This is a genomic window from Agrobacterium vaccinii, from assembly GCF_021310995.1.
In the GTDB taxonomy this organism is placed as follows: Bacteria; Pseudomonadota; Alphaproteobacteria; order Rhizobiales; family Rhizobiaceae; genus Agrobacterium; species Agrobacterium vaccinii.
Window position 1 is genome coordinate 36,406 of sequence record NZ_CP054150.1, and the last position, 24,577, is coordinate 60,982.

The following is a 24,577-nucleotide window of genomic DNA, read 5'->3' on the forward strand; positions in this document are numbered from 1 at the left end:
GCTTGAACGCACACGAATTGGTATCACCCCCATCGCGCCAGCCACGCACAGCCGCGACCGACGCCAATCACTTCGTCCTCACGTTCGAGAATAACAGGATAGCCGGAGAGCTATTCGGTCAGTTCGATCAAAACCTCAAATTGCTGGAGCAAAAGCTCAATATCGATGCCCGCCCGCGTGGAAACTCGGTCGCGATCACCGGCGATGTCGTTGCCATCAATCAAGCGCGACGCGCACTGGATTCTCTTTATGAGCGGCTGCTGAAGGGCGGCACTGTGGAGGTTTCCGATGTCGAAGGTGCCATTCGCATGGCGATGGCTGCCGACGACCAGCTCACTCTTCCTACAATGGAACGCAAAGCCAAGATATCGATGGCTCAGATTTCCACGCGCAAAAAGACCATCGCTGCCCGCACGCCGACGCAGGATGTTTATATGCGGGCGTTGGAGCAGTCCGAACTCGTCTTCGGTGTTGGTCCTGCTGGTACGGGCAAGACCTATCTCGCCGTGGCTCACGCAGCGCAGCTGCTGGAGCGGGGCGTGGTGGATCGCATCATCCTGTCGCGTCCAGCCGTCGAAGCCGGTGAGCGACTGGGCTTTCTGCCCGGCGACATGAAGGAAAAGGTCGATCCTTATCTTCGTCCGCTCTACGACGCGCTTTACGACATGATGCCGGGTGACAAGGTGGAGCGTGCCATTCAGGCTGGCGTCATCGAAATCGCACCGCTCGCCTTCATGCGCGGACGCACGCTCGCCAATGCTGCCGTCATTCTCGATGAGGCGCAGAACACCACGACTATGCAGATGAAGATGTTTCTGACGCGTCTGGGTGAAAACGGCCGCATGATCGTGACCGGTGACCCAAGCCAGGTGGACTTGCCACGCGGCGTGAAATCCGGCCTCGTGGAAGCCCTTCAAATCTTGCCGGATGTCGAAGGCGTATCGGTCGTCCGCTTCAAGGATGTGGACGTCGTTCGCCATCCGATGGTCGCACGTATCGTCCGCGCCTACGAAGCCCAGACGGCGGTGCCGGACGAGAGCCTGCCCAGAGGCGCATGAAGCAGAACGATGACGTTACTGGATATTCAGATCAGCGTAGAGGCTGAGCGCTGGTCTTCTGAAGAAGAATTGCTGACATTCAGCAGCCAGGTTTTAAATCCGGCTGCTGAATTCTTGCGGGAAAAGGAAGAGCAGCCTTTTCCAAAGATGCCAACGGAACTGTCTCTGGTTTTCACCGACGACGCGGCAATTCGCGAAATCAATGCGGAATGGCGTGACAAGGACAAGGCAACCAATGTGCTGTCTTTTCCCGCCTATCCGCTGGAACCGGGCGGTATGCCGGGCCCGATGCTGGGTGATATCGTCATCGCCCACGAGACCGTTGCTCGCGAGGCTCTTGATCTGGAGAAGAGTTTCGAGGATCATCTGACCCATCTTCTGGTGCACGGATTTTTGCACCTCTTTGGTTACGATCACATCGAAACCGATGAAGCCGAAGAAATGGAGGGGCTCGAGACTCGCATTTTGGCGACGCTTGGTCTATCTGATCCGTATGCGGGACAAGATCCGCTTTGATTTAACAGTTTGGGACCATGAACGAACATTCTGCAAGGCCGCCCCAGGAGGGCAAAGAAACCGGGGAGCAATCCTCATCGGAGGAGGGCAGTAGTCCCTTACGTCAGGACTACCAGGCCAAACCCAGAGCCACGCTCTGGTCTCGCATTTCGCGGCTGTTGAAGCCGTCGCAGGGCGAGCGTCTTCGCGAAGACATTACGGACGCGTTGATGACCGATACGGAAATCGGTGCCGCGTTCACGCCCGAAGAGCGGGCGATGCTCAACAATATTCTACGTTTCAGGGAAGTCCGGGTCGAGGACATTATGATCCCGCGTGCCGATATCGACGGGCTGGATCAGGATATGACCATCGGCGAAGCGATGATCCTGTTTGAAGAAACCGGGCGCTCCCGTATGCCGGTTTACGATGAAACGCTGGATAACCCAAAGGGCATGATCCACATTCGCGACCTCTTGTCCTTCATCGGAAAGCAGGCCCGCAACAAGCGTCGCGTCGGTTCCCGCCAGACGACGAATGCCGAAGGCAAGGTCACCAAATCACCACGCGCCAACTTCGACCTCGCCCGTGTCGATCTGGAAAAGACGCTGGCGGAAGCCGGTATCATCAGAAAAATTCTCTTCGCACCGCCGTCTATGCTGGCATCAAGCCTACTGAAAACCATGCAGGCGCAGCGCACGCAGCTTGCGCTCATCATTGATGAGTATGGCGGCACGGATGGTCTCGTGAGCCACGAAGACATCGTGGAGATGGTTGTCGGCGATATCGATGACGAGCATGACAAGGACGAGACGATGTTCTCGCGCCTGTCCGCGGATGTCCTGATTGCCGATGCACGCGCAGAATTGACCGAACTTGCCGAGGCCATCGGCCACGATTTCGATGTGCGTGAGCATATCGAGGAGATCGATACGCTGGGCGGGCTGATCTTTTTTGCGCTTGGTCGTATCCCGGTCAAGGGCGAAGTCGTTCGTGCCGTGGCAGGTTTCGAGTTCCACATTCTCGATGCCGACTCCCGCCGAATCAAGGGCGTACGCATCGTTCGCAACCAGTCTTCGGAAGGTGAAGACGATCAGGCTCCGGCGGATGCAGCGAGCAGTGTCGTTCTGGCACTGCCACCACCATCACAAAGCCATGCAGATAACGCTACTGCGTAAGCAGTGACGTCGATCGATCAGAATGGCTGTAGAATAATAATTCTGCGGCCATTCTGGTTTTGGAACGACGTCATCCTGTGGCGCGGGATGCTGTGGACGCGCGGTTTTTTTTACAGTAAATCCCGTTGAGCAGACGGTGTCGCCTCCCGTGTATCTTGTGTCGGATGGTGCCTTAAAAAGGTGGAGACTAAGATGGAGCGACTGGCGGGCAGGATCATGCTGAGCAGTGGTTTTGGCCGTGTTGTCATGACCATCGGTGCCGGTGCCATCGGTGCTCTTGCGTTTCCACCCTTTGGCTTTTTCGCGTCTCTGTTCGTCTCGTTCACGCTGCTGGTCTGGCTGATCGATGGTGCCACGGGCAATCCCGATGGCGGCCTATCGTCGCGTGGCTGGAAAACCTTCGTCATCGGCTGGCTGTTCGGGTTCGGCTACTTCGTGGCGGGTCTGTGGTGGCTTGGCAACGCCCTGCTTCTGGAGGCAGACGAGTTCGCCTGGGCCTTGCCGCTTGCCATCCTTGGATTGCCCGCCTGCCTCGCCATCTTCTACGGCTTCGCCGTCATGCTCGCCAATCTGCTCTGGTCGGACGGATGGGGACGTATCGCCGCTTTGGCCGCTGCCTTCGGCCTGATCGAATGGCTGCGCAGTTTCCTGCTGACGGGGTTTCCGTGGAATACGGTCGGCTACGGGCTGATGCCGTTCCCTTTGATGATGCAGACATCGAACCTCATCGGCATATTCGGCATGTCGATGCTGGCTGTTTTCGTGTTCTCCAGTCCGGCGCTGCTTGGGACGAAAAAAGGCTTGCTTCCGGGCCTTGGTATCGCGCTTCTCATGATGGCGGTGCATCTCGGATATGGTGCCTATCGCCTACAGCAGCCATTGAACTCAGACAGTGATGCGCTGACGGTCAGGATCGTACAGCCGGGGATCGACCAATCCCGCAAGATGCTGAATGCCGACCGCGCCGAGATATTCAAGGAACATCTACGCCTGTCAGCACTGCCGGTGAAGGACGGCGAGAAGCGCCCTGACATCATTGTCTGGCCGGAAACCTCCGTACCCTTCATTCTGACGCAGAACCCGGATGCGCTGGAAGAGATCGCCAAGACACTGGACGATGGTCAGATATTGCTGACCGGTGCGGTGCGCATGGAAGATGCGGGTGCAGGACACGCGCCGCGGTATTACAATTCCGTCTATGCCATCGATAGTCAGGGGCAGATCATCGGTGCGACGGACAAGGTGCATCTTGTACCCTTCGGAGAGTATGTACCGTTCGAAAACGTGCTGAGAAACTTCGGCATCGACAATCTGATCAGCCTGCCCGGCGGCTTTTCGCCAGCCGCAACACGCGAGCCGATCACGCTGCCCTCGGGCAAGAAGCTTCACTCGTTCATCTGCTATGAGATCATCTTTCCCGGCGAGGTGCCCGCCGATATCGCCACGTCGACGGCGATCGTCAACGTGACGAATGACGGCTGGTTCGGCGATACGCCGGGTCCCTACCAGCATCTCCAGCAGGCCAGAATACGTGCTGTCGAAACCGGTATTCCGGTGATTCGCGCGGCCAATACCGGCATTTCTGCCATTATCGACCCTCTGGGGCGAATTGCCGCAGGTCTTGACTACGGTCAAAAGGGAATAATCGGTTCCACTTTAAGTGGTGCCGCCACTGGCGCGTTCACTGGAGATATGCGACAGATACACTTTTGGTTGTTCTTTGGAATATTGCTCGTGTGCGCGGTGATTGCTCGGACTGGTTTGATGAAATCGAAGAATTGACCAAAAACCCCTAAAATTGCATAGTGAACTTGTTAGGTTGCACAACGCACGTGATATGTTTCGTGCGGCGACAATCCTACTATTCAGGATTTGAACAGGCGTGTAGTCGATAACCCGAATAAACTGAATGTCAGGACCACGACAATGACAGAGAACAAGAAGAAGCCAAACCCGATCGACATTCACGTCGGAAGCCGTATTCGCCTCCGCCGCACGATGCTGGGCATGAGCCAGGAAAAGCTGGGCGAAAGCCTCGGCATTACATTTCAGCAGATTCAGAAATACGAAAAAGGGACGAACCGCGTCGGCGCCAGCCGTTTGCAGAACATCTCTGGAATTCTCAATGTCCCCGTGTCGTTCTTCTTTGAAGATGCGCCGGGCGATCAGGGCGTCAGCGCCACCGGCATGGCCGAAGCAAACAGCTCCAACTATGTCGTGGACTTCCTGTCCTCGTCCGAAGGGCTCCAGCTGAACCGCGCTTTCGTCAAGATCAACGACCCGAAGGTTCGCCGCCGTCTCGTCGATCTGGTCAAGGCTCTCGCTGCCGAAGGCGACGCGGAATAACGCATTTACCATTGCGCGATTTTTAAAACGGTCCTTCGGGGCCGTTTTTTATTGCGTAAGGATGAGTTAGGAATTCCGATATAAAGATATATTTATGTCGTTGTGTCCTTGTTTTTTGCGAGCAAAATGACTAACAAACCGGAAGACACTTCTTTGAGGGGAATCCCGCATGCGCGCTAATTACCTGTTCACCAGCGAGTCTGTTGCTGAAGGTCACCCTGACAAGGTGTGTGACCGTATTTCCGATGAAATCGTCGATCTCATCTACCGCGAGGCCGCTAAGACCGGGGTTGATCCCTGGACAGTGCGCATCGCCTGCGAGACCCTCGCAACGACGAACCGCGTGATCATCGCCGGTGAAGTGCGTGTTCCCGACACGCTGTTGAAAAAGGACAAGGACGGCAACGTTCTCAAGGACGCGAGCGGCCATCCTGTCATCAACCCCGCCAAGTTCAAGGCCGCCGCCCGCAAGGCCATCCGCGATATCGGCTACGAGCAGGACGGCTTCCACTGGAAGACGGCCAAGATCGACGTGCTGCTGCACCCGCAGTCTGCCGACATTGCGCAGGGCGTGGACAACGCGTCCGACAAGCAGGGCGACGAAGGCGCTGGCGACCAGGGCATCATGTTCGGTTACGCCTGCAAGGAAACGCCGGACCTGATGCCGGCCCCGATCTATTATTCGCACCGCATTCTCCAGCTTCTGGCAACTGCCCGCAAGAGCGGCGAAGGCGAAGCAGCCAAGCTCGGCCCCGACGCCAAGAGCCAGGTGACCGTGCGTTACGTCGATGGCAAGGCATCTGAAGCCGTATCCATCGTGCTTTCCACGCAGCATCTCGATGCCAGCTGGGACTCCAAGAAGGTCCGCTCCGTCGTAGAGCCCTACATCCGCGAAGCGCTGGGCGAATTGAAGATCGCCGACGATTGCCAGTGGTACATCAACCCAACCGGCAAGTTCGTGATCGGTGGTCCTGACGGCGACGCTGGCCTGACCGGCCGCAAGATCATCGTCGACACCTATGGCGGTGCTGCCCCTCACGGTGGCGGCGCATTCTCCGGCAAGGACACGACCAAGGTCGACCGTTCCGCAGCCTATGCTGCCCGCTACATTGCCAAGAACGTTGTGGCTGCCGGATTGGCAGAGCGTTGCACGATCCAGCTGTCCTACGCCATCGGCGTTGCCCAGCCACTGTCGGTCTATGTTGATTTCCACCAAACGGGCAAGATGAGCGAAGACGAGGTCGAAGCCGCGATCCGCAAAGTCATCGACCTCTCGCCGTCCGGCATTCGTCGCCACCTTGACCTCAACAAGCCGATCTATGCCAAGACGTCGTCCTACGGCCATTTCGGTCGCAAGGCCGGTCGTGATGGATCCTTCTCCTGGGAGAAGCTGGATCTGGTCAAGCCGCTCAAGGATGCGTTGAAAGCCGCTTAAGGCTTGTCAATCGCTACCGATTGAGAGATACGGTCTGAACGTTTTGAGACCCGCACAGCGCAGATGAACAGGCGCGGTGCGGGTTATCCATTTGTCTGAGAGTGTTGAAATGACGGAAGAGCGACGTTCACGCGCAACGGAAGCGTTTTTTGGTCGGCGTAAAGGCAAGCCACTGCGCAACCAGCAGGTCGATACGATCGAAAACCTCTTGCCGTTGCTGAAAGTCGATCTTGAGACGCAGCCGCCGAAAAATCTCGCGGCCCTGTTTCCTGCGGATGTGAAAACCATCCGCCTCGAAATCGGCTTTGGCGGTGGCGAGCATCTCATACACCGTGCCTCCGAAAACCCTGCCACCGGCTTCATCGGCGTCGAGCCCTTCGTCAATTCCATGGCGAAGCTTCTCGGCAGCGTGAAAGAGCGCGAGCTGATGAACATCCGTCTCTATGACGATGACGCGACGCAGTTGCTCGACTGGCTGCCGGATGCCTGCATCGACCATATCGATCTGCTTTATCCCGACCCGTGGCCGAAAAAGAAGCACTGGAAGCGTCGCTTCGTCTCAGACGTCAATCTCGCGCGGTTTCATCGTGTGCTGAAGCCCGGCGGCAAGTTCTGCTTCGCCTCGGATATCGATACCTACATCAACTGGACGCTACAGCATTGCGCTAGCCATGGCGGGTTCGAATGGACGGCGCAGACATCCGCCGACTGGACGACGCCGTTCGATAACTGGCCGGGCACGCGTTACGAGAACAAGGCGAAGCGCGAGGGTCGCAGCTCCGCCTATCTCACCTTCATCCGCACCTGAGTTTAGATTTTAGCATCTACCTCGGATGCGACGGGTATCGACGGCTGTGCTCCGGGCCGGGTGCAGGCCAGAGAACCGGCAACGGCGGCGCGACGAAGGGCTGCCTCGAAATCGAGACCCGCATCCAGGCTCGCAGCCAGATAACCGCAAAACGTATCACCCGCACCGACCGTATCGACCGGCTCGATCTTCAGGCCCTTGGCCTTGACGAGCTTGCCATTGCGAACGGCGATTACGCCTTCCGCACCCAGCGTGACGATCAGCGTCTGGCCGGTTTCGTCATGAAGGGCGGCGAGTTCCTTTTCCCGCTGGTCAGCGGAAAGGCCATTTCTGCCGATCAGCAATTCGAACTCGGTTTCATTGGCAATGACGACATCCGTCAGTCGCGACAGGCGCTGCGCCTCAGATGTCAGCGGCGCGGTGTTGATGAGCGTCGTGACACGTTTTGCCTTGGCGGCCTTGAGTGCTGCTTCGATGGCCTCGGCTGGTATTTCGAACTGCAACATCAGGATGTCGCCTGCCGTCATCTCTGAAACAGTTCGTTCCGCATCGGCTGCCGACACTTCGCCATTGGCGGCGGGGATGACCGAAATCATGTTTTCCCCGCCCTCACCAATCAGAATAACGGCGGTTCCGGTTGGCACGGCAACGGACTTGACCAGCGACAGATCGGTTCTGGCATCGCGAAGCAGGGTCAGGGCCGGGGCTGCGAAGGCGTCGTCGCCAACGGCACCCGCCATTTTCACCGTGGCACCGGCACGTTTCGCAGCCAGCGCTTGATTGGCGCCCTTGCCACCGGCGGCGGTGGAGAAGGTCTTGCCGGTCACGGTTTCACCCGGTTTTGGCAGACGGTCGGAAATGGCAACGAGGTCCATGTTGATGGAGCCGAAAACTGTGATCATGCGGGTCATTCCATAAGAGGCGAAAACGAAGGCGACTTTGCAGAGTGGATCACTCGTCGTCAACCACCCTCAGCTTGGTGGCACCGGCGCGCACATCCGCGATGCGCCGCAACTGTTCGGCTTCGAGATGAGCAATTTCCTTTTGCGACGGCGCGAAATCGAGGCTTTCGATCTTGATGCCGCGCGCCAAGACCTTGTCGGACGAGGTCAGCATCATGTCCACGTCCTTCTGCACCAGCCCGAAATGCGCCTGCAATTTGCGCGTCCGCTCATCCAGACGCCGCACATCGTCCATCAGCATCGCCACTTCGCCTTGAATGAGATGCGCCTGTTCGCGCATGCGCTGGTCTTTCAACACCGACTGGATGACCTGAACCGACAGCATCAACAGCGACGGCGAAACGATGACGACGCGCGACCGGTGGGCGCGCTGCACGAGGTTTTCGAAGTGTTGATGAATATCGGCAAAGATGGATTCAGAGGGCACGAAGATAAAGGCGGTGTCCTGGGTTTCGCCTGAGATGAGATATTTGTCCGCCACATCGCGGATATGCACTTCCATATCGCGACGAAATTGCTGGGTGGCGGCGCGTTTGGCCTCTGGCGTATCGTCGGCCTTCAGCGCATTCCACGCTTCCAATGGAAATTTCGCGTCGATGACCAGTGGCGGCGCGTTGTTCGGCATTCGGATGGTGCAATCGGGCCGGAAGCCGTTCGAAAGCGTCGGCTGCAAACTGTAGGAGCCGGAGGGCAGGGCGTCGGCAATCAGCGCTTCCATACGCGCTTGGCCAAAAGCGCCGCGCGTCTGCTTGTTGTTGAGAATGGCCTGCAGGCCGATCACGTCCTTGGCCAGATCCTGAATATTGCCCTGCGCGGCATCGATGACGGCGAGGCGTTCCTGCAATTTGCTGAGGTTTTCGTGCGTCGAGCGGGTCTGCTCCGTCAGCGTGGTGCCGATGCGCTGAGACATGCCATCCAGCCGGTCGTTCAGCGTCTGGCTCATTTCGTTCTGGCGGGCGCTGAGGCTCTCCGTCATGGCGGCGATGCGGCCATGCAGCTCCGACTGGGTTCTCAAAAGCTCGGTGATTTCATCCCGCGATTGATCGGGCGCGGGCGGTTTGCGCCACATGAACGCCGCAGCCACCAGACAGCCCGCAATGAGAATGCCGAGGAGAGCGCCAACCGATATCTGGAGGCTGCCGAGACTGAAAGCTGTCGTACCAAGCGCATTGAGATCGATGTTCATATCCAAATCTAACAGATTTCGTGTGATTCGTCAGATCAAAACAAGAACATTTCTGGGGCGTAAATGAGTCCCGTTTGCCGCTGCTCATGTCGCTAATATTGGCCTTTATTTTTTGTTTCCTCCAAAGATGAGATGCGTTATGGGGAAGCCATGACGATCAAACCTCTTATTATTTTGCCTGATCCACTGCTGCGCCAGCAATCCAAGCCCATCGAACAGGTGGATGCCGAGATCACGCGTCTGGCCGACGACATGCTGGACACGATGTATGATGCGCCGGGTATCGGCCTTGCCGCCATCCAGATCGGCGTGCCGCGCCGCATGCTGGTCATCGACATCTCACGCGAGGATGAAGACCGCAATCCGGTTGTGTTCATCAACCCGGAAATCCTCAAAGTGTCGGACGATGTCTCGGCCTATGAGGAGGGCTGTCTGTCCATTCCCGACTATTATGCCGAGGTTGAGCGCCCGGCTTCGCTGACGGTTGGCTATATCGATCGCGATGGCAAGCAGCAGACGGTGGAAGCCGATGGCCTTTTGGCAACCTGCCTTCAACATGAAATGGACCATCTCAACGGTGTTCTGTTCATCGACCACATTTCCCGCCTGAAACGGGATATGGTCATCAAGAAATTCACCAAAGCGGCCCGCGCAAAAATCTGATCTGCCTGTCTACAAGCATTGGCAGATCAGGCAGCAGGGCAGGGGGCGAGCATGGCACTGCGCATCATTTTCATGGGAACGCCGGAATTTTCCGTTCCCACCCTGCGCGCACTGGTCGACGCGGGCCATGAGATCGCCGCTGTCTATACACAGCCGCCACGACCCGGCGGTCGTCGCGGGCTCGACCTCCAGAAATCACCCGTGCATCAGGCCGCCGAACTGCTCGGCATTCCGGTTTTGACGCCGCTGAATTTCAAGGCGGAAGAAGACCGGGCGGAATTCAAGGCGTTCAACGCAGACGTGGCCGTCGTCGTCGCCTATGGCCTGCTGCTGCCTGAGGCCATTTTGAACGGCACCCGTCTCGGCTGCTACAATGGTCACGCCTCGCTGCTTCCGCGCTGGCGGGGTGCCGCCCCCATTCAGCGCGCCATCATGGCTGGAGATACCGAAACCGGCATGATGGTAATGCAGATGGAAAAGGGGCTGGACACTGGCCCCGTGGCGCTGACCGCGCGCGTTGCCATCGGCCCGAACATGACGGCTGGCGAATTGCATGACAGCCTGATGCTGGCGGGCGCGCGGCTAATGCGCGAGGCGATGCTGAAGCTGGAAGATAATGACTTGTCACTGACACCGCAGTCGGAGGAGGGCGTTGTCTACGCCGCCAAGATCGACAAGGCCGAGACCCGCATCAATTTCTCCTGGTCCAGCCAGGATGTGCACAATCACATTCGCGGCCTCTCGCCTTTTCCAGGTGCGTGGTTCGAAATGCAGATCGGCGGCAAGGCCGAACGCGTGAAGGTGCTGGAAACGCAGTTGGCAAGCGGCATGGGCGAGGCGGGCTCCGTTCTGGACGGTGCCCTGACCATCGCTTGCGGCAGCGGCGCGGTTAGGCTGGTGCGTCTGCAAAAGGCGGGCGGCAAGCCGATGTTGGCGCAAGATTTTCTGCGCGGCACTCCAGTTGCTGTCGGAACGAGGCTCGGCTGATGCCACGCTTCCGCATGACCGTCGAATATGATGGTTCCCCTTATTTCGGCTGGCAACGGCAGACCAATGGGCCGTCGGTTCAAGGCGCGCTGGAAGCAGCCGTTCTGTCGTTGACGACGGAAGTCGTGAGCTTTCGCGGCGCGGGCCGTACAGACTCAGGCGTTCACGCCAAGGGACAGGTCGTGCATGTTGATCTCACCCGCGCCTGGGAGCCCTACAAGCTGCGCAACGCACTAAACGCGCATCTTGCCATGGCGGGAGAGGCTGTCTCGGTTCTGGACGTGGAAGCCGTCACCGAGGATTTCGACGCGCGCTTTTCAGCACTCCGCCGCCATTACCTTTACCGCATCATCTGCCGCAAATCCCGGCTGGCGCTGGAACATAAGCGGGCCTGGTGGGTATCGAAAGACCTCGACCATGAGGCCATGCATGCGGCGGCCCAAACGTTGGTGGGTCGGCATGATTTTACAACCTTCCGCTCCGTGCATTGCCAGGCCAACAGCCCGGTCAGAACGCTCGACCGGCTGGATGTGACGCGCGACGGCGACCTGATCGAAATACGCGCGACGGCACAAAGCTTTCTGCACAATCAGATCCGATCTTTTGCCGGCACGCTGAAACTGGCCGGTGACGGCGGCATGACGGTTGAAGACGTGAAGGCAGCACTGGAGGCGCGTGACCGCAAGGCCTGCGGCCCGGTTGCGCCGCCGGACGGGCTCTATTTCATGCAGGTGGATTATCCCGATGTGATACCGCCACGGAAACCCAGACCGGAGATGACCAATGACGGTGACGATCTATCATAACCCCGCCTGCGGCACCTCGCGCAACACGCTGGCCATGATCCGCCAATCGGGCGAAGAACCTATCATCATCGAATATCTGAAGACGCCGCCGTCGCGCGATGAGATCGTCTCTCTTGCTGAAAAGATCGGTGTGCCGCTGCGCGGCCTTCTGCGGGAAAAAGGCACGCCCTATGCGGAGCTTGGGCTTTCGGACGAGAGTTTGAGCGATGATGCCTTGCTGGATGCCATCGAAGCACATCCAATCCTGCTCAATCGGCCTATCGTGGTGACGGACAAGGGCGCACGTCTTTGTCGCCCATCGGAACTGGTGCTGGAGATTCTGGACGAAGGCAGCATTGGTAGCTTCACCAAGGAAGATGGCGAGGTTGTACCTGGGCGCTGATTTTTGCAGAAGCCAGGCGAAAAGTAGGCGTTGCGGGTTTGGCTTACCCCCCTCTGTCCTGCCGGACATCTCCCCCACAAGGAGGGAGATCGACTCGTGGTTAGCGCTCGCCCATCTTGAATGCTGCGGATAGAATGGTGAGCGTGCGCCTAGCCTATCTCCCTCCTTGTGGGGGAGATGTCCGTCAGGACAGAGGGGGGTAAGCCAAGCCCGCCATCGCCTATAATGAAAAGATTCACACCCCGGCGTCAGCTCGGATAGACGCCCAGAAAGCGTTGCAGCACTTCAGACAGGATCATGCCGGGAATAAGCAGCGTCATAACGAGTGCGGCGACCAGCAACGGCTGGTCCCGCACGAAGAATTTGACGATGCGGGAAAAGCTGAACACCAGCGCCAGCAGCAGCGAAAACCACAGGATTGCGACCAGCCCCTGCAAGGACGGCACCAAAAGCGCAATCAGGATCAGCGTGGCATAGGCATAGGAAAATGGCAGCGATAGCCAGTTGGCGACGACCACGAGCGCCGGGAATTTCTGCTTTGCGCCAAATGCCACCAGCAGAAACCCGATGAGGATCAGCGGCACCATCCAGCAGATGGCCTCGACCATCGCCAGCCGCAGGAAGAAGATGGCCCCGGTGCCGACACCCTTCGGCAGGACCGACAAATAGGCTTCATGCCACCAGTACCAGGACAGCGCCATGGACGGCAGACACCAGAGCGCCGCATAAAACGACCGCCCCACGCCCCGATCCGTCAAATCCAGCAACCGCCCCCCGGCCGGATCGCCCAGAAACAGCAGCCACAGGCCTCTGACGTAGAGGGTTATCTCGTTATACGAAGGCATGATGTTCCCGTGTGCTAACCGCAAATCTATTCATAGGCAGCGGATACCCCTAGAAAGCTCGCGAGAGCAGTGTTGATCACATACTGCGGTGCGAGTGTTAGAACGAGAAGACAAAGGATTTGCCAAGCATGTGCGCCACTTGCAGTTCTCAAGACAGTCCAGAGCCATGCGGCGAGAAAAAGAAATCCTAAAGCAAGTACAATAAGAGAGACTGTCGAACTCAAATTGTCTACCTGATCCAAGAGATATGCGAGATAAATGATCGCCACTGACAGGTAGTTTGATGGGACCAGAAACCAGTTCGTGATGACGATCAGTGCGCTTGCGGATAGGTTTATTCTCAACAGCGGAACACACAAAAAGATCAGAAGCGGCGTTACAACGAGGGCGACGGCTTCGATTGCGCCAACTTTGGCGTAGAACCCGACGCTGCCTTGATCGGCATCCGGCATTTCAGTGAGAAATTCCAGTCTTTGAAAGATTAAGTAGGCGATGATTGCCGGAAGCGACCAGATCATCGCAACAAACGAACGTGCTACACTAACAAACGATGTACCAAAAGCCTGCATACCCCGGGGATCGCCTTTTCCCAGCAACCAAAGGCCTCTCAAACTGCGCGTCGCCTCGCTACGCGACGGCATGGTCAAACCAGCGTTTGATGAAGACCTCGTAGATGCGGGTCAACGTTTCCACATCCGCAACCGCCACGCGCTCATCCACCATGTGCATGGTCTGGCCGACGAGGCCGAACTCGACCACCGGGCAGTAATCCTTGATGAAACGGGCATCCGACGTGCCGCCTGTCGTTGACAGCTTCGGCTCGTTGCCGGTGACCTCTGCGACGGCGCCCGACAGCGATGAGATCAGCGCATTGTTGCGGGTCAGGAAGACGTGGGAGGGGCGGTCGGCCCAGATGATGTCGTAGTTGACCGGCGAGCGTCCCGGGCGCAGCGCGCCGTCGGCGGCAGCCTCATCCAGGCGACGGATGATTTCGGCGCGTAGTGTCTCTGCCGTCCACGTATCGTTGAAACGGATGTTGAAGGCAGCCGTCGCCTTGGATGGAATGACGTTTGTGGCCGCATTGCCGGTGTCGATGGTCGTGACTTCGAGGTTGGATGGCTGGAAATTATCCGTGCCTGTATCGAAGGGCGGATTCATCAGCGCCTGGGTCAATTGCAGCATGCCGCGAATGGGATTGTCGGCGAGATGCGGATAGGCGGCGTGGCCCTGCACGCCATGGACGACGATGCGACCGGACAGCGAGCCGCGGCGACCGATCTTGATCATGTCGCCCAACTGGTCCGGGTTGGTGGGCTCTCCCACCACGCAGGCATCCCATGTCTCGCCCTTGGCTGCCGCCCACTCCAGAAGCTTGGAGGTGCCATTGATGGATGGTCCCTCTTCATCGCCGGTGATGAGGAAGGATACGGAGCCCTCGGGCTTTCCATGTTTTTCGATATGGCGGGCGATGGCCGCGACGAAGCACGCGATGCCGCCCTTCATATCCACGGCGCCGCGCCCGAACATCTCACCACCTGCGATTTCAGCCGCAAAAGGCGGATGGCTCCAGGCGGTCTCGTCACCCACGGGCACGACATCGGTATGGCCTGCAAACATCAGATGCGGACCTTGATCACCAAGCCGTGCATAGAGATTTTCGACGTCAGGCGTTCCCTCTTCCGTTGCCATCACACGCTCCACCGCAAAGCCGAGTGGCGTCAGCAGCGTGTCGAGCAGCGTAAGCGCTCCACCTTCCGCTGGTGTGACCGACGGGCAACGGATGAGGGCGGCGAGATTGGCGACGGGATCGGTGGCGTGCATGGATATCTACTTTATCAGTCGCGCAGCAACTCGTTGATGCCGGTCTTGGAGCGGGTCTTCTCGTCAACGGTCTTGACGATGACCGCGCAATAGAGGCTTGGACCCATCTCGCCATTCGGGAAAGGCTTGCCCGGCATGGTGCCAGCAACGACGACCGAGTAAGGCGGCACTTCGCCATAGGTGATTGAGCCGGTGGCGCGGTCCACGATCTTGGTGGACTTGCCGATGAACACGCCCATGCCGAGGACGGCACCTTCGCGAATGATGCAGCCTTCAACGACTTCCGAACGAGCGCCGATGAAGCAATTGTCTTCGATGATGGTCGGGCCAGCCTGAAGCGGCTCGAGTACGCCACCAATGCCGACGCCGCCGGACAGGTGCACATTCTTGCCAATCTGCGCGCAGGAGCCGACGGTTGCCCAAGTGTCGACCATGGTGCCTTCATCGACGTAAGCACCGAGATTGACGAAGGACGGCATCAGGACGACGTTCTTGGCAACGTAGGCAGAGCGACGCACGACGGCATTCGGTACGGCGCGGAAGCCTGCCGCGCGGAACTGGTTTTCACCCCAGTTTTCGAATTTCGAGGGCACCTTGTCCCACCATGTGGATTCGCCGGGGCCGCCGGTTACGATTTCCATGTCGTTGAGACGGAAGGAGAGCAGCACGGCTTTCTTCAGCCACTGGTTCACGGTCCAGTTGCCATCGGCCTGCTTTTCGGCAACGCGCACTTGGCCGCCATCCAGCAGGTTCAGCGCGGTTTCGACGGCATCGCGCACTTCGCCCTTGGTCGATATGTTGACACTATCGCGATTATCGAATGCGGTTTCGATGATTGTTTCAAGGGAGCCAAGATCCGAGATGCTCATGAGAATTCCTTAAACTTCGCTGACTATCGTCACATACAGGGAAACATCCGCACCGCTGGCCGGACATGGTCAATTGCTCTAAGCGAGTGTTTCAAGGGCGTCAATGTGATTTGGCGCGGCTATACGAAAGGCATGGACATGGCAAAACTGAAAAATGGCAAGTTGCGTCGCAAGGACGGCGTCTGGGACCCTTTGAAATCCAGCTCGGATGACAAGCAACAAGCAGAAGGCCTGCCCAAAACCCCGCAATCCGCTTCGCCATCCTATCGTCTGGCCTATGCCGACACCGATTTTCTATGCCGCGAAGAGTTGCGCCCCATCCGGCTGCAACTGGAACTGATGAAGCCGGAAATGATCCTGACCGAGCGCGGCATCAAATCCACCGTCGTGCTGTTTGGCGGTGCGCGTATTCCCGAGCCGGGCGGCAAGGCCTGGGCGGCGCGCAACGAAACGCAGAGGAAGAACCTGGAAGCTGCCTCGGTTTATTATGACGAGGCCCGCAAGTTCGCTAAACTCTGCGCCGGCGAATCCGAAAAGCATGATCACCGCGAATATGTCGTGATGACGGGTGGCGGACCGGGCGTGATGGAAGCGGGCAACCGCGGTGCATCGGAAGCCGGCGCCCCGTCCATCGGCCTCAACATTCTGCTGCCGCACGAGCAGGCACCCAACCCGCATGTGACGCCGGAACTCAGCTTCAATTTCCACTATTTCGCCATCCGCAAGATGCATTTCCTGATGCGCGCCAAGGCGGTCGTGGTGTTTCCCGGCGGCTTCGGCACCATGGATGAGCTGTTTGAAACACTGACCCTGATCCAGACCAAGCGCATGGCACCCATCCCGCTCATCCTGTTCGGTGAGGCTTTCTGGCGTTCCATTATCAATTTCGAAGCGCTGGCCGATTTCGGCACCATTGCGCCCGATGATATGGAGCTGCTGCATTTCTGCGAAACGGCTGAGGATGCGTGGAAGGTTGTTGCGGATTTTTATGAGCTTTGAATGAAGGCGCTGCTTTGCCACCGTCATCCCGGCCTTGAGCCGGGATCCAGCCGCCGCGCGTCTGCGCGGCGACAAGAGTCTTTTGCGATCAAGGACTTGATCGCACTGGACCCCGGCTCAAGGCCGGGGTGACGGAAAAAACGAATCAAATCCGCGCAAAACGCTCCGTCAGAAGCGCAAAGAACCCATTCGCGTCCACATCGCGCATCACGCGGGCGTTGGGCGCGCGGCCTGTCACCTTCCACCAGTCGACAACCGTCATTCCGATTGTGAGTTCGGAATTCACTTCGATTTCGACGTTGCAATCTCGGCCATCGAAGAGTTCCGGCTTGATGAGATAGGCAATCACGGTCGGGTCATGCAGCGGGCCGCCGTCGGAGCCGTATTTCTCCACGTCGAAGCGCTCGAAGAACTCCAGCATTTCCGCCATGGCAATCGCAGGGCGCGTGCCGATATCGCGGATGGCGGCAACGCGGGCCTTGGTGGTCAAAAGCTTGTGCGTCACATCGAGTGGCATCATGACCAGCGGAATGCCGGAGCGGAAGACGATGTCGGCGGCCTGCGGATCGACATAAATGTTGAATTCGGCAGCAGGCGTGATGTTGCCGCCTTCGAAGAAACCGCCGCCCATCAGCACCAGTTCTTTCACGCGCGGTGCAATATCGGGCGCCTTCTGCAAGGCGGTGGCGATGTTGGTCAGTGCGCCCAAGGTGCAGAGCGTGATGGTGCCCTCTGGCTCGCGGCGGATCGTGTCGATGATGAAGTCGATAGCGTTTTGCGATTGCGCTTCGAGAACCGGCTCCGGCAGAGTAGGGCCGTCCAGCCCGGTGCTGCCGTGCACGTGTTCGGCGGTGATCGAGGCGCGGACCAGTGGGCGCTCGCAGCCTTCATAGACAGGGATTTCGGTGCGGTCGCACAGTTCCAGCATGATGCGGATGTTGCGGCTTGTCAGTTTCAGCGGCACGTTGCCGGCAACGGCACACAGACCGAGGACTTCGATTTCATCCGGGCTCGCCAATGCCAGCATGATGGCGGCTGCGTCGTCCTGTCCCGGGTCGGTGTCGATGATGATTTTTCTGCGCTCGGCCATGATTGTCCTGTTTTTTATATGACACGCCTTTTCAAGCCTGTTTCGGAGCCTTGTCAAGCACGCGGCAGTTCAGCCTTTTCGCGGCGTGACGTTCTTGCGTTGCAAACAGCATGTTCCCATATGAGGGAGTGCCGCCGCAACGGGGCACAGGATCGTCGCTTGGGTACAAGGACTGAACAGATGAGTCGCATGACACCTTTCACGCACCCGCTGATGCTGGGTTTCGATGCCATGGAAAAAACGCTGGAGCGCATGGCAAAGGCGAATGATGGTTATCCCCCCTATAATATCGAACGCCTGGCAGCCGAGGGAAACAGTCCTGAGCGCCTGCGGATCACCATTGCGGCCGCTGGTTTTTCCGAAGACGATCTGGAGGTGACGACGGCTGACAATCAGCTCGTCATCCGTGGACGCCAGCAGGAACAGGATGCGAAGGACTATCTTTATCGCGGTATTGCCGCGCGGCAGTTCCAACGGGTTTTCGTGCTCGCGGATGGCATGCAGGTCAATGATGCGCGTCTGCGCAACGGGTTGCTATCCATCGATCTGACGCGCCCTGAAATCTCCAACGTGGTGAAGAAAATTAACATTTCCGTCTCACAGTAGGATTCTGACGCCAAACGATTCATCACGTCGCTGCGTCTTAAGAATGTGGAGGCTGAAATATGCTCTTGAAAGAAGCGCATGCGCGTTTGACCAAGTCACAGCTGGCTCATATCGGGGCAGGCGAAGTCGGATACATCAGAAAGATGCGTGCCGAAGAAGTGAACCGTTGTTTTCCAGAAGCACCCAATATCGATCCCGGCCTTGATCTCTGGGCGCTCTTTGGTGCCGATGGTACGCCGATCCTTTTGACGGACAACCGCTCCAGCACCTTCTTCAAGGCCGCCGAAGACGAGCTCCGCACCATCAGCGTGCACTGAGAAAAGTCTTTCAGTAGATCATGTCTAAGGCGCCCTCGGGCGCCTTTTGCGTTTGCCTTACATCACGTCTTCGGGCGGTCTGCCGGGGCGGGGATGATAACGCGGAAAGGTCCAGCCGAAGATCAGCGCGCCGCTTCTGATCGCGAATGCTGTGAGAACCCCAGCAGCGGACGCGGCCAGAAGCGGCAGGCCGATTGCATGGGCCGCTGTGAAAACGCAGGCTCCTGCCAAAGCGCAGCTGATATAAACCTCTGGCCGCAGCAAAACGGATGGCTCACCGGCCAATATGTCACGAAGAACGCCGCCGAATGTTGCGGTCAAGGTGCCGGTCACGATCGCCACGGTGGGTGATCCGCTAGCTGCAAGTCCTTTTGCGGCGCCCATGACGCAATAGGCCGAGAGACCGATAGCGTCGAGCCAGATCAGCAGCTTGTACCGCGATTCCATCAGGTGCGCAGTGAGATAGACCAACGCTGCGATAACGACGCAGACGAGAATATAGGTCGGGTTGACCACCCAGAAGACCGGAGCGCGGCCCAGCACCAGATCTCGCAGCGTACCGCCGCCAATGCCGGTGACGGCGGCAAAAAACAGAAATCCGATAAGATCGAGCTGTTTGCGCGAGGCGGCAAGTGCGCCGGTTGCGGCAAAAACGGCAACGCCCGCATAATCGAGAAAGGCCAGAAGGGTCATGGGCAGGCGCTCCTCAGAGATATGTCGCGCAGGGTCAGTGTCACGCAAGGGACGGGATGTATGCTTCGTCGCCGGATCGAATAGCGACTGGCCGATGCTGTCGCATCCATAGCCCAAACAGACCTAAAGGAAAATGCCGTGAAACGCCTTCTCTTCGTAACGCTTCAAGCGCTGGTATTTCTGGTCGTTCCGGTTGCGGCACTGGCGCAGCAGGAACTCGTCAGCGATCCTGAAATTTACGAAAAGGACCATTTTCGCCAGGAATGCAAAGTGGCGGAATTCGGCGAGGGTTTCATCACCCGGCTGGATATCAACAATGATGGGCTTATGGATGCCATCACCAATCGCGGCGAGTTGACCTGCGATGGCGACAAGGCGCGCAGCTGCAACGATGATGGCTGCCCCTATAATTTCTACGTGCAGGTCAAGGAAGGCGGCTATCTGATGATCGCCACCGCTACGATCTACAGCTATGATTTCGTCCAGCGTTTCGGAAACATGGTCTTCGTGCTGAAAATGCACCCGCGATATTGCGAGCGGACGGACAGCGAGCCTTGCGAAATGACGGTGCGCGTTCGCGGCACGAATTTCGTCACCATATCCCGCAAATAGACGGCGCTTGTTTATCGTGTGGTCTTGATCGCAACGCCTTGATTGTATCGGCGTCGCAGCGCAGGCGGCATGAACAGGCTGGCAAGTGCAACCACAAAGACCAACAGGCTGACGCAAGCCAGCGCAATCGTGGCATAGGTCGTCGCAAGAACAGCGCCGCAGATCGCGCCCGCAACCATGCCGATCCAGGGCACCATCTGGATCGTCCAGTCCAGTTTGCGTTCGCCTAGAATGAACCGTCCGATGCCGCGCCCGAAACGGGAGAGCGCACCTGTGACATAGGTGAGCCCAATGGGCAGGCCTTCGATATGTTCGACGGCGGCATTGATCATGCCCATGGCAAACACGACCAGATAGAACTGGGTCAGCTTCATATCCTGCGTTTGCAGAAGAGCGGCGGCGGCGAGCAACAGGCCGACGCAGCACAGAACCGTAAACACGCGCCTTTGCGACTTGTAGGCGATCACGATGCCGCCTGCATTGCCAGCGACGAAGGTGACAATGGCTAGTAGCAAAATGCTGGCATGCGCGTAGTCGCCAGCCTGAAGCGACAGCGCCGCGCGGGTGGTGTTGCCCGTCATGAACGACACGAAATCTCCAGACATCGTCAGGCCGATCGCATCCGTCATTCCGGCGATGAAGGATAGGGCAGCCACCAGCGCAATGCCGGTTGCCGTGCGTCTTGCGCGGATGATCTGTCGCCGTCTCTGTCTGGTCATGGAAATCTCGCGATCCGCGGTCCGGTATGGTTCAGAAAGGGTAGGCTCACAAGATTTCAACCTCGTTAAACGGAGTGTCGGCCAAGCCATATGGCTATGAGCAAGCCGGGATGATATCAGGCATTACAAATGCAACGGGATGATTGGGCCTATGGCTGAAACCCCTCGGGTTCAGGAAAAATCGCTACATGACCGCATCATCGGTGATGTCGAGGGCCGAATTCTATCTGGCGAATGGGCGCCCGGGCATCGTATCCCGTTTGAGCATGAGTTGACGCAGGACTATGCCTGTTCACGCATGACGGTGAACAAGGCGTTGGGCGAGCTTGTGAAAAAAGGGCTGATCGAGCGGCGTCGCCGATCGGGTAGCTTCGTCACCCAGCCGCACGCGCAATCCGCAGTTCTGGAAATTCACGATATCCAGCGCGAGGTACAGGCGCTCGGTCTCGTCTACGCCTATCGGCTGGATAATCGGGAGCTGAGAAAATCGACTGCGGCGGATCGAAAGGCATTGGAGGTCAAGGCAGGGGCACCGGTTCTGGCTTTGGCGTGTCGTCATTTTACCGGCGAGGTGCCCTTTTGCCTCGAGGAACGCGTCATCAACGTCGCATCCGTGCCGGAAGCACGCAATGCAGACTTCTCCACCATCGGGCCGGGTTCATGGTTGTTGAAAATGGTGCCTTGGAGTGCTGCCGAACACCGCATTCGCGCTGTTTCCGCCGATCGCAGGGTGGCCGAAGCCTTGGCAATACCCACGGGAACCGCCTGTCTGGTCATCGAGCGACGGACATGGAATGGCCAGACCTACATCACCCATGTCACCGTAACATACCCCGGCGACCGCCACGAATTGGTCGCGCAATTCATGCCATCACAACAAATGTGAACGCCTCAGTGAGGCTCTTTTCGTAAAAGAAGAGTTTACACCGCAGGTTTTAGCAATGTATTAGTTGCCAATCGCACTCAACTTTGTTAGCGGCTTTTCAAGAAGGCTGGCTTAGCCGAGGTTTGGGGTTGCTGGCTCTGGCCAAAGAAGATCGGCGCATTGTTACGGACATCCGGGAATATCATGATGGCATCTGAAAAATTGACCCTTTCGTCAAACTCAACGGCTCTGTCGAGCAGACGGCGCGCGTCTGCCGCAGCCCTCATGCTGTCGGTCGTTGCCTGCCTCTATGCCGGATCAACGGTGGCGCAGACCACGGCACCCGCCCCCAACGAGCCAGCTCCCGCAGCTCAGACGGCAACGCCGCCTGCCCCATCACAGGCTCAAGAGCCTGCCGCCGCGCCTGCGACGGAAAATTCGGCGCCGCAGACCCCCGCAGCGCCAGCACAACCATCCCAGCCAGCGGCACCTTCAGCGCCCACGGCACAGCAGCCAGCCTCTGGTACGGTCGATCAGCCACTCGTTCAGCCCACCATTGCGGACCAGGCCCCACAGACGCCTGCCACGCCTGAGCAGCGCACCGACATCCCGCATAACCTGTCCCCCTGGGGCATGTTCATGGCCGCCGACTGGGTGGTGAAAAGTGTCATGATCGGGCTGGCGATTGCCTCGCTGATCACCTGGACGGTCTGGGTTGCGAAAACCATCGAACTGGCGGGCGCGCGCATTCGCGCCAAGTCTACGCTCAAGATCGTTCACAAGGCCAAGACCTTGTCGGAAGCCACGGATGCTGTGGAAAAGAAAGGTGGCCCGAGCGCGCTCATGTTGCGCATGGCGACCCACGAAATGCAACTGTCCGATGCCGTGGTGGAGCACACCGACGGCGGCGGCATCAAGGAGCGTGTGTCCTCCGTTCTCGGACGTATCGAGACCCATGCGGGCCGCCGCATGTCGCGCGGCACCGGCATTCTGGCGACCATCGGTTCGGTATCGCCTTTCGTCGGCCTGTTCGGCACGGTCTGGGGCATCATGAACTCGTTCATCAGCATCTCGGAATCGCAGACGACCAATCTTGCCGTCGTCGCACCTGGTATTGCCGAAGCGTTGCTGGCAACCGCCATCGGTCTTGTTGCCGCCATTCCAGCGGTGGTGATCTATAACGTGTTTGCGCGCTCGATCACCGGTTATCGCCATCTGCTGGCCGATGTCGCCGCCGGTGTCGAACGCCTCGTCAGCCGCGACCTCGACTTCCGCCGCATTCCGCCCGGCAACGCCGCCAAGCCAGCCGTTTCGCTCGTGGGACGCTGATCATGGCTGGCGGCATTCGTGAAAGCGGTGGAGACGAACTCTCCGAAAACCATGAGATCAACGTCACGCCTTTCATCGACGTGATGCTGGTATTGCTGATCATCTTCATGGTCGCGGCCCCGCTGGCGACGGTGGATGTGAATGTCGATCTGCCCGCCTCTTCGGCCAAGCCTGCGGAGCGCCCGGACGAGCCGCTGTATCTGACGGTCAAGGACGACCTGTCGCTCAATCTTGGCAATGACGCCGTGGCGCGCGAGGCGCTGACTGCAAGCCTCGATGCACGCACCGGCGGCAACAAGGATACCCGCATTTTCCTGCGGGCTGACAAGGCTGTCGATTACGGGCATTTCATGGAAATCATGAACATGTTGCGCGATAGCGGTTATCTGAAGATCGCGCTGGTGGGACTTGAGAATGCTGCCGCCGCAACGCAGCCTGCACCGTCTGCTCCCGGTACGCCTGCACCCGCACCCGCTGGAGCCACGCCATGAGTGCCACGTCTTTTCCCCGTTCCGGACGCTCCCGGCTGGGAGAAGTGGCACTTTGGACGGCTGCCGGTCTGCTGACATTGTCCGTGCATGCGGGCGCTGCCTATTATCTTCTACAGGAGCAACCTGAGCCCGATGCCGATGGTGGACCGCCAGCGGCGATCATGATCGAGCTCGCGGCCCTTCCCGAAGCTGTCGAAACCGAGGAGACGGTGGAGGCAAACGATATGGAAGACGCGCAGGAGGTGCAAAGCGAGGTTCCTGAAAAGGTGGAAGAAGTCCCGCCAGAGGAGGCACCCCAGCCACAGCCACAGCCCGAACCCGTTGTCGAGGAAACGCCGCCTGAACCGGAGCCGATGCCTGAACCGCCACAGGAAGTGACGGAGCCTCTGCCGCAAGAGGTGCCCGAACCGGTGGAAGAAATCGACCCCATTCAGCAAGAGCAGATGGCCGCCCTCGAAAATGTCGAGGTGCCGTTGCCTGTCATGCGTCCACCACCGGCTCCGGTCGAGAAAAAGGTGGAAAAGAAGAAAGAGCCTGAGAAGAAGAAGGTGGAACGCAAGCAGACAGCCGCACCGCAACCGTCGGCTGCGAAGGAAACCGCCAAGGTCGAGACGACGCAATCCAACCGCACGGCGGCCTCACGGACAAGTTCCGGTTTGTTTTCGTCTTCCATGACGCCAGCGAAATGGCAGTCAAGAGTCGTTGCTCAGATCAGACGCAAGAAGCCGCGAGAGCTCCCTGCTTCAGGTGTGAAAGTTTCCGTTTCTTTCAAGGTCAGCGAATCCGGGACTTTGAGCGGGGTCAGGCTACTTGGTTCAACCGGGGATGCATCACTCGACCAGCAGATCGTAGCCTGGGTCGAGCGCGCTTCGCCGGTCGCCGAGCCACCGCCGGATGTGAACCGAAATGTGACGCTTCCCATCACAATCAAATAGAACGTGCCGCGGTCGTCTAAAAAAGATTTCGCTTCGCTGCTGCGCGCGCTATGGCTGGATTTTACCCACCGCAGGTCAAG

28 protein-coding genes are annotated in these 24,577 nt (G+C 58.4%); 19 read left to right on the forward strand and 9 right to left on the reverse strand.

Annotated elements, in window-relative coordinates; all coding sequences use genetic code 11:
* Window positions 1-2 precede the first annotated feature (2 nt).
* The 7 genes from HRR99_RS00185 (at window position 3) to trmB (ending at window position 7,320) form a co-directional block, all read left to right on the forward strand.
* The gene (locus tag HRR99_RS00185) at window positions 3-1,058 is read left to right on the forward strand and encodes a PhoH family protein (protein ID WP_111840112.1); all 1,056 of its coding nucleotides are present in this window, start codon (window positions 3-5) and stop codon (window positions 1,056-1,058) included.
* A 9-nt stretch (window positions 1,059-1,067) separates the two neighbouring features.
* Window positions 1,068-1,574 (forward strand): rRNA maturation RNase YbeY, encoded by a 507-nt coding sequence (ybeY, locus tag HRR99_RS00190; protein ID WP_233122327.1) that lies wholly within the window; start codon window positions 1,068-1,070, stop codon window positions 1,572-1,574.
* 17 nt (window positions 1,575-1,591) lie between these two features.
* Window positions 1,592-2,731, forward strand: a complete 1,140-nt coding sequence (locus HRR99_RS00195) for a hemolysin family protein (RefSeq protein ID WP_233122328.1) — start codon at window positions 1,592-1,594, stop codon at window positions 2,729-2,731.
* Between the two features lie 192 nt (window positions 2,732-2,923).
* Window positions 2,924-4,513: an apolipoprotein N-acyltransferase gene (gene lnt / locus HRR99_RS00200; protein WP_233122329.1), complete on the forward strand. Its 1,590-nt coding sequence runs from the start codon at window positions 2,924-2,926 to the stop codon at window positions 4,511-4,513.
* A 144-nt stretch (window positions 4,514-4,657) separates the two neighbouring features.
* Window positions 4,658-5,077 (forward strand): helix-turn-helix domain-containing protein, encoded by a 420-nt coding sequence (locus HRR99_RS00205; RefSeq protein ID WP_111840108.1) that lies wholly within the window; start codon window positions 4,658-4,660, stop codon window positions 5,075-5,077.
* A 169-nt stretch (window positions 5,078-5,246) separates the two neighbouring features.
* Window positions 5,247-6,512 carry a methionine adenosyltransferase gene (gene metK, locus HRR99_RS00210; protein WP_112497865.1) on the forward strand — a complete coding sequence of 422 codons (1,266 nt, stop codon included), beginning with the start codon at window positions 5,247-5,249 and terminating at the stop codon, window positions 6,510-6,512.
* Between the two features lie 109 nt (window positions 6,513-6,621).
* Window positions 6,622-7,320, forward strand: coding sequence for a tRNA (guanosine(46)-N7)-methyltransferase TrmB (gene trmB / locus HRR99_RS00215; RefSeq protein ID WP_233123527.1), 699 nt, complete (start codon window positions 6,622-6,624; stop codon window positions 7,318-7,320).
* A gap of 2 nt (window positions 7,321-7,322) precedes the next feature.
* On the opposite strand, the gene HRR99_RS00220 is transcribed toward trmB, so the two are convergent.
* Both HRR99_RS00220 and HRR99_RS00225 read right to left on the reverse strand, forming a co-directional pair.
* Window positions 7,323-8,222 (reverse strand): ribokinase, encoded by a 900-nt coding sequence (locus HRR99_RS00220; protein WP_233122330.1) that lies wholly within the window; start codon window positions 8,220-8,222, stop codon window positions 7,323-7,325.
* Between the two features lie 49 nt (window positions 8,223-8,271).
* On the reverse strand, window positions 8,272-9,468 hold the full coding sequence (locus HRR99_RS00225) for a DNA recombination protein RmuC (RefSeq protein WP_233122331.1): 1,197 nt from the start codon (window positions 9,466-9,468) through the stop codon (window positions 8,272-8,274).
* A 150-nt stretch (window positions 9,469-9,618) separates the two neighbouring features.
* On the opposite strand from HRR99_RS00225, the gene def reads away from it, so the two are divergent.
* From def to arsC, 4 genes are read left to right on the forward strand one after another with little or no spacing between them, the layout of a single operon-like run.
* Window positions 9,619-10,131: a peptide deformylase gene (def, locus tag HRR99_RS00230; protein WP_233122332.1), complete on the forward strand. Its 513-nt coding sequence runs from the start codon at window positions 9,619-9,621 to the stop codon at window positions 10,129-10,131.
* A 51-nt stretch (window positions 10,132-10,182) separates the two neighbouring features.
* Complete coding sequence (gene fmt, locus HRR99_RS00235) at window positions 10,183-11,118, forward strand: methionyl-tRNA formyltransferase (RefSeq protein WP_233122333.1); 936 nt, start codon at window positions 10,183-10,185, stop codon at window positions 11,116-11,118.
* The gene (gene truA, locus HRR99_RS00240; protein ID WP_233122334.1) at window positions 11,118-11,924 is read left to right on the forward strand and encodes a tRNA pseudouridine(38-40) synthase TruA; all 807 of its coding nucleotides are present in this window, start codon (window positions 11,118-11,120) and stop codon (window positions 11,922-11,924) included. Before fmt ends, truA begins: the two co-directional genes overlap by 1 nt.
* Entirely contained in the window at window positions 11,902-12,306 is a 405-nt protein-coding gene (gene arsC / locus HRR99_RS00245) for an arsenate reductase (glutaredoxin) (RefSeq protein WP_233122335.1), read from the forward strand. Before truA ends, arsC begins: the two co-directional genes overlap by 23 nt.
* A gap of 248 nt (window positions 12,307-12,554) precedes the next feature.
* On the opposite strand, the gene HRR99_RS00250 is transcribed toward arsC, so the two are convergent.
* From HRR99_RS00250 to dapD, 4 genes are read right to left on the reverse strand one after another with little or no spacing between them, the layout of a single operon-like run.
* Window positions 12,555-13,151: a spermidine synthase family protein gene (locus tag HRR99_RS00250; RefSeq protein WP_233122336.1), complete on the reverse strand. Its 597-nt coding sequence runs from the start codon at window positions 13,149-13,151 to the stop codon at window positions 12,555-12,557.
* A 26-nt stretch (window positions 13,152-13,177) separates the two neighbouring features.
* Window positions 13,178-13,792: a hypothetical protein gene (locus HRR99_RS00255; protein WP_233122337.1), complete on the reverse strand. Its 615-nt coding sequence runs from the start codon at window positions 13,790-13,792 to the stop codon at window positions 13,178-13,180.
* Entirely contained in the window at window positions 13,779-14,972 is a 1,194-nt protein-coding gene (gene dapE / locus HRR99_RS00260) for a succinyl-diaminopimelate desuccinylase (RefSeq protein ID WP_233122338.1), read from the reverse strand. The genes HRR99_RS00255 and dapE overlap by 14 nt, the downstream gene beginning before the upstream one ends.
* 14 nt (window positions 14,973-14,986) lie before the next feature.
* The gene (gene dapD / locus HRR99_RS00265; protein ID WP_111840099.1) at window positions 14,987-15,841 is read right to left on the reverse strand and encodes a 2,3,4,5-tetrahydropyridine-2,6-dicarboxylate N-succinyltransferase; all 855 of its coding nucleotides are present in this window, start codon (window positions 15,839-15,841) and stop codon (window positions 14,987-14,989) included.
* Between the two features lie 138 nt (window positions 15,842-15,979).
* Between dapD and HRR99_RS00270 the strand changes: the two genes are divergently transcribed.
* Entirely contained in the window at window positions 15,980-16,840 is an 861-nt protein-coding gene (locus tag HRR99_RS00270) for an LOG family protein (protein WP_111840232.1), read from the forward strand.
* Between the two features lie 145 nt (window positions 16,841-16,985).
* On the opposite strand, the gene HRR99_RS00275 is transcribed toward HRR99_RS00270, so the two are convergent.
* Window positions 16,986-17,930, reverse strand: a complete 945-nt coding sequence (locus tag HRR99_RS00275) for a nucleoside hydrolase (protein ID WP_233122339.1) — start codon at window positions 17,928-17,930, stop codon at window positions 16,986-16,988.
* A 180-nt stretch (window positions 17,931-18,110) separates the two neighbouring features.
* Here HRR99_RS00275 and HRR99_RS00280 point away from each other — a divergent pair, with 180 nt between their 5' ends.
* Window positions 18,111-18,536, forward strand: coding sequence for an Hsp20 family protein (locus HRR99_RS00280; RefSeq protein ID WP_233122340.1), 426 nt, complete (start codon window positions 18,111-18,113; stop codon window positions 18,534-18,536).
* Window positions 18,537-18,595: 59 nt separating this feature from the next.
* A complete protein-coding gene (locus HRR99_RS00285) occupies window positions 18,596-18,853 on the forward strand; it encodes a BQ00720 family protein (protein WP_062587710.1) in 258 nt (85 codons plus the stop codon).
* A 57-nt stretch (window positions 18,854-18,910) separates the two neighbouring features.
* Here the strand turns inward: HRR99_RS00285 and HRR99_RS00290 are convergent, their stop codons facing one another.
* Window positions 18,911-19,546: a trimeric intracellular cation channel family protein gene (locus tag HRR99_RS00290; RefSeq protein WP_111840096.1), complete on the reverse strand. Its 636-nt coding sequence runs from the start codon at window positions 19,544-19,546 to the stop codon at window positions 18,911-18,913.
* 138 nt (window positions 19,547-19,684) lie between these two features.
* Between HRR99_RS00290 and HRR99_RS00295 the strand changes: the two genes are divergently transcribed.
* Window positions 19,685-20,158, forward strand: coding sequence for a hypothetical protein (locus HRR99_RS00295; protein WP_111840231.1), 474 nt, complete (start codon window positions 19,685-19,687; stop codon window positions 20,156-20,158).
* A gap of 11 nt (window positions 20,159-20,169) precedes the next feature.
* On the opposite strand, the gene HRR99_RS00300 is transcribed toward HRR99_RS00295, so the two are convergent.
* Window positions 20,170-20,877, reverse strand: a complete 708-nt coding sequence (locus HRR99_RS00300; RefSeq protein WP_233122341.1) for a YoaK family protein — start codon at window positions 20,875-20,877, stop codon at window positions 20,170-20,172.
* Between the two features lie 151 nt (window positions 20,878-21,028).
* On the opposite strand from HRR99_RS00300, the gene hutC reads away from it, so the two are divergent.
* From hutC to HRR99_RS00320, 4 genes are all read left to right on the forward strand, one after another.
* Window positions 21,029-21,763 (forward strand): histidine utilization repressor, encoded by a 735-nt coding sequence (gene hutC, locus HRR99_RS00305; RefSeq protein WP_233122342.1) that lies wholly within the window; start codon window positions 21,029-21,031, stop codon window positions 21,761-21,763.
* 186 nt (window positions 21,764-21,949) lie between these two features.
* Complete coding sequence (exbB, locus tag HRR99_RS00310) at window positions 21,950-23,071, forward strand: tonB-system energizer ExbB (protein WP_233122343.1); 1,122 nt, start codon at window positions 21,950-21,952, stop codon at window positions 23,069-23,071.
* Between the two features lie 2 nt (window positions 23,072-23,073).
* Entirely contained in the window at window positions 23,074-23,562 is a 489-nt protein-coding gene (gene exbD / locus HRR99_RS00315; protein ID WP_233122344.1) for a TonB system transport protein ExbD, read from the forward strand.
* Window positions 23,559-24,497, forward strand: coding sequence for an energy transducer TonB family protein (locus tag HRR99_RS00320; protein ID WP_233122345.1), 939 nt, complete (start codon window positions 23,559-23,561; stop codon window positions 24,495-24,497). Before exbD ends, HRR99_RS00320 begins: the two co-directional genes overlap by 4 nt.
* The last annotated feature ends 80 nt before the right edge of the window (window positions 24,498-24,577 follow it).